This is a genomic window from Burkholderia sp. Ac-20392, assembly GCF_017104585.1.
Classification (GTDB): domain Bacteria; phylum Pseudomonadota; class Gammaproteobacteria; order Burkholderiales; family Burkholderiaceae; genus Burkholderia; species Burkholderia lata.
Genome location: NZ_JAAGPB010000735.1, coordinates 1 through 3,199 on the forward strand (window position 1 = coordinate 1; position 3,199 = coordinate 3,199).

Below are 3,199 nucleotides of genomic sequence, written 5' to 3' on the forward strand. Positions count from 1 at the left end.
TCTTCCGATCTTGGCCCGACACGGAACAGGCGCTGTTCGGCTTTGACGACGCGCTGCTGTCGGGCGACGCGGTGAGCGCGCCGCTCGAACTGCACGGCACGCTGAACCGGCTCACGCCAGCCGGGCAGGTCATCTACCGCTATGCGCGGCCGAGTGCGCGCGACTACCTGTCCGCGTGGCTCGCGCATCTCGTCTACTGCGCGGTGGATCCTGGCGGCCCGCGCCGCACGCTGTGGTTTGGCAGCGGCGGTGCATTCGAGCTGACGCCCGTCGCGGCGCCGCTCGAGCAGCTCGCACCGCTGGCCGCGCTGTTTCGCGCGGGGCGGCGCATGCCGCTGCGGTTTTTCCCGCGCAGCGCGTGGGCAAGGGTGTCCGACGGCGAAGCCAAGGCCGCGAGCGTCTGGATCAACGAGCGGGTCGTGAGCGAGGCCGACGATCCGGCCATCGCGATCGCGTGGCGCGGTGCGCATGCATCGCTCGACGAGCCGTTCGGCACACTCGCGCGGCTCGTGTTCGATCCGCTGGTCGAGCATCTGAAGGAGGTCGCATGAGTGCCGTGTCGCAGCCTCAGCAGGCGCTCGAACTCGACGTGTTCGCATGCCCGCTCGACGGCGTCAACCAGATCGAGGCGTCGGCCGGTACCGGCAAGACCTGGAACATCTGCGCGCTGTATGTGCGCCTGCTGCTGGAGAAGGATCTCGGTGCGGACGAAATCCTCGTCGTGACCTTCACGAAGGCGGCGACCGCCGAACTCCACGAGCGGATTCGCGGCCGGCTCGCGCAGCTTGCGCATGCGCTCGATACGGGGGACGACGGCGGCGATCCGTTCATCGAGCGCCTGCTCGAAACCACGCTCGGCGAAGACGGCGCGCTCGATCCCGAGACGGCCGCGAAGCGGATCCGGCGTGCGCTGCGCGCGTTCGACCAGGCCGCGATCCATACGATCCACGCGTTCTGCCAGCGTGCGCTGCAGGAAGCGCCGTTCGCGGCGGCGATGCCGTTCGCGTTCGACATGGAGGCCGACGACGCGTCGCTGCGCTTCGAACTGGCGGCGGATTTCTGGCGCACGCGCGTCGAACCTGCGGCCGCGCGCTGGCCGGGCTTTGCGATCTGGCTCGTCGAATCGGGCGCCGGCCCGGCTGCGCTCGATGCGCAGCTTGCGCGCCGGCTGAAGAAACCGCTCGCCGCGCTGCGGTGGGACGGTGTGACCGAGCCGGACGAATCGGCCGAGGCGGCCGCGGCCGAGTGCTTCGCCGAGGCCGAGCGGATGTGGGCGGCCGAGCGTGAAGCGATCGATGCGTTGCTGCGCGCCGCGCAGCCTGCGCTCAACCAGCGCTCGCACAAACCCGAAGCGGTTGCCGATGCGCTGGCCGCATGGACCGCGCATTTCGCGCAAGGCGACGCGACGGCTGCGCTGCCGAAGGCCGCGCTGAAGCTCACGCGCACCGCGCTCGTGAAGGCCACGAAAAAAGGCGGCACGACGCCCGAACACGCGTTCTTCGACGTGGCCGACGCGCTCGAAGCGGCCGTGGCGGCGGCCGAGGCCGCGCAGCGCGCGCGCTGGCTCGCGCTGATCGCCGAATGGCTCGACATGGCGCCGGGCGAGCTGGCCGAGCGCAAGCGCACGCGTCGCGTCGTCTCGTTCGACGATCTGCTCGCGAACCTGTACCACGCGCTGCATGCGCATCCGTGGCTCGCCGAGACGCTGCGCGCACGCTATCCGGCCGCGCTGATCGACGAGTTCCAGGATACCGACCCGCTGCAGTTCGCGATCTTCGACCGGATTTTCGCGCCGGGCGGCCCGCTGTTTCTGGTCGGCGATCCGAAGCAGGCGATCTACAGCTTCCGCGCGGCCGATCTGCATACCTATCTTGCCGCGCGCGCACGGGCGAGCGCGTGCTACACGCTCGCGGTCAACCAGCGTTCGACGCCCGCGATCGTCGACGCGTGCAACCGCTTCTTCATGTCGAATCCGCGCGCGTTCGTGCTCGACGGGCTCGACTACTACGCGGTGCGCGCCGGCACGCGCGTGCGTGCGCCGTTCGTCGATGCAACCGACCCGGGCCCGGCCGGCGACTTCCGGGTGTGGGCGTTGCCGGGCGGCGAAGGCACGTTGCTCAAGCGTGATGCGCAGGCACAGGCCGCGCAGGCCTGTGCCGCCGAGATCGCGCGGCTGATGCGCGGCGCGCGCGAAGGGCGCGTGCGCCTCGGCGATACGCCGCTGTCGCCGGGTGACATCGCGGTGCTGGTGCAGACGCACCGGCAGGGCAGTCTCGTGAAGCGCGTGCTGTCCACGTGGGGCATCGGCAGCGTCGAACTGGCGCAGGCCTCGGTGTTCTCGACCAATGACGCCGAGCAGCTCGAACGCGTGCTGGCGGCGATCGATGCACCGGGCGACCTGCGGCGTTTGCGTGCGGCGCTCGCATCCGACTGGTTCGGCCTCGATGCCGGTGCGCTGTGGCGGATGGAGCAGGGCGACGGCGACGCGCAACGTGAAGCATCGGCGGCGGATAGCGCCGACGCGATGAGCTGGGTCGAGCGCTTCTCGCGGTATCGGCTGTTGTGGCGCGAACGCGGCTTCGCGGTGATGTGGCGCACGTTCACGCGTGAGCTGCGGATTGCCGAGCGCTTGATGGCCGGCGCGGACGGCGAGCGTCGCGTGACCGACATCAATCACCTGGCCGAACTGACGCAGGCACGCGCATCCGCGCAACCGGGCATCGCGCCGACGCTGCGCTGGCTCGCCGCGCAGCGGCTCGACGGCGGCGGCGAGGAAGCGCAGCTGCGTCTCGAATCCGATCGCAACCTCGTGCAGATCGTCACCGTGCACAAGTCGAAAGGCCTTGAATACGCGATCGTGTTCTGTCCGTTCCTGAACGACGGCGGGTTGCGCGAGCCGCCCACGTCCGCGCTGCCCGATGCACGCGAGTATCACGACGATGCGGGCGACGCGGTGCTGCATTACGGGTGCGACGACGAGGCGGCCGAGCATGCGGCGCGTCAGGCGCTGCGCGAGCAAGCCGCTGAACGCGCGCGGCTCGTCTACGTGGCGCTCACGCGTGCGGTCTATCGCTGCTACGTCGTCGCCGGGCCGTACCTGTCGTCGCGCTCGACGCGCGAAGCGCGGCGCAGCGTGCTCAACTGGCTCGTGGCCGGCGCCGGCCAGGCGTTCGATGCATGGCTCGACGAGCCGCCCGAC

General features: G+C 70.4%; 1 protein-coding gene and 1 pseudogene. Both read left to right on the top strand.

Annotation, left to right across the window (positions count from 1 at the left end; genetic code table 11):
• A pseudogene (locus tag G3N99_RS37515) lies at positions 1-551 on the top strand (exodeoxyribonuclease V subunit gamma); the annotation flags it as partial.
• Positions 548-3,199 (top strand): UvrD-helicase domain-containing protein (locus G3N99_RS37520; RefSeq protein ID WP_206124890.1); only part of this gene is annotated, 2,652 nt, incomplete at its 3' end. The pseudogene G3N99_RS37515 and the gene G3N99_RS37520, both read left to right, overlap by 4 nt.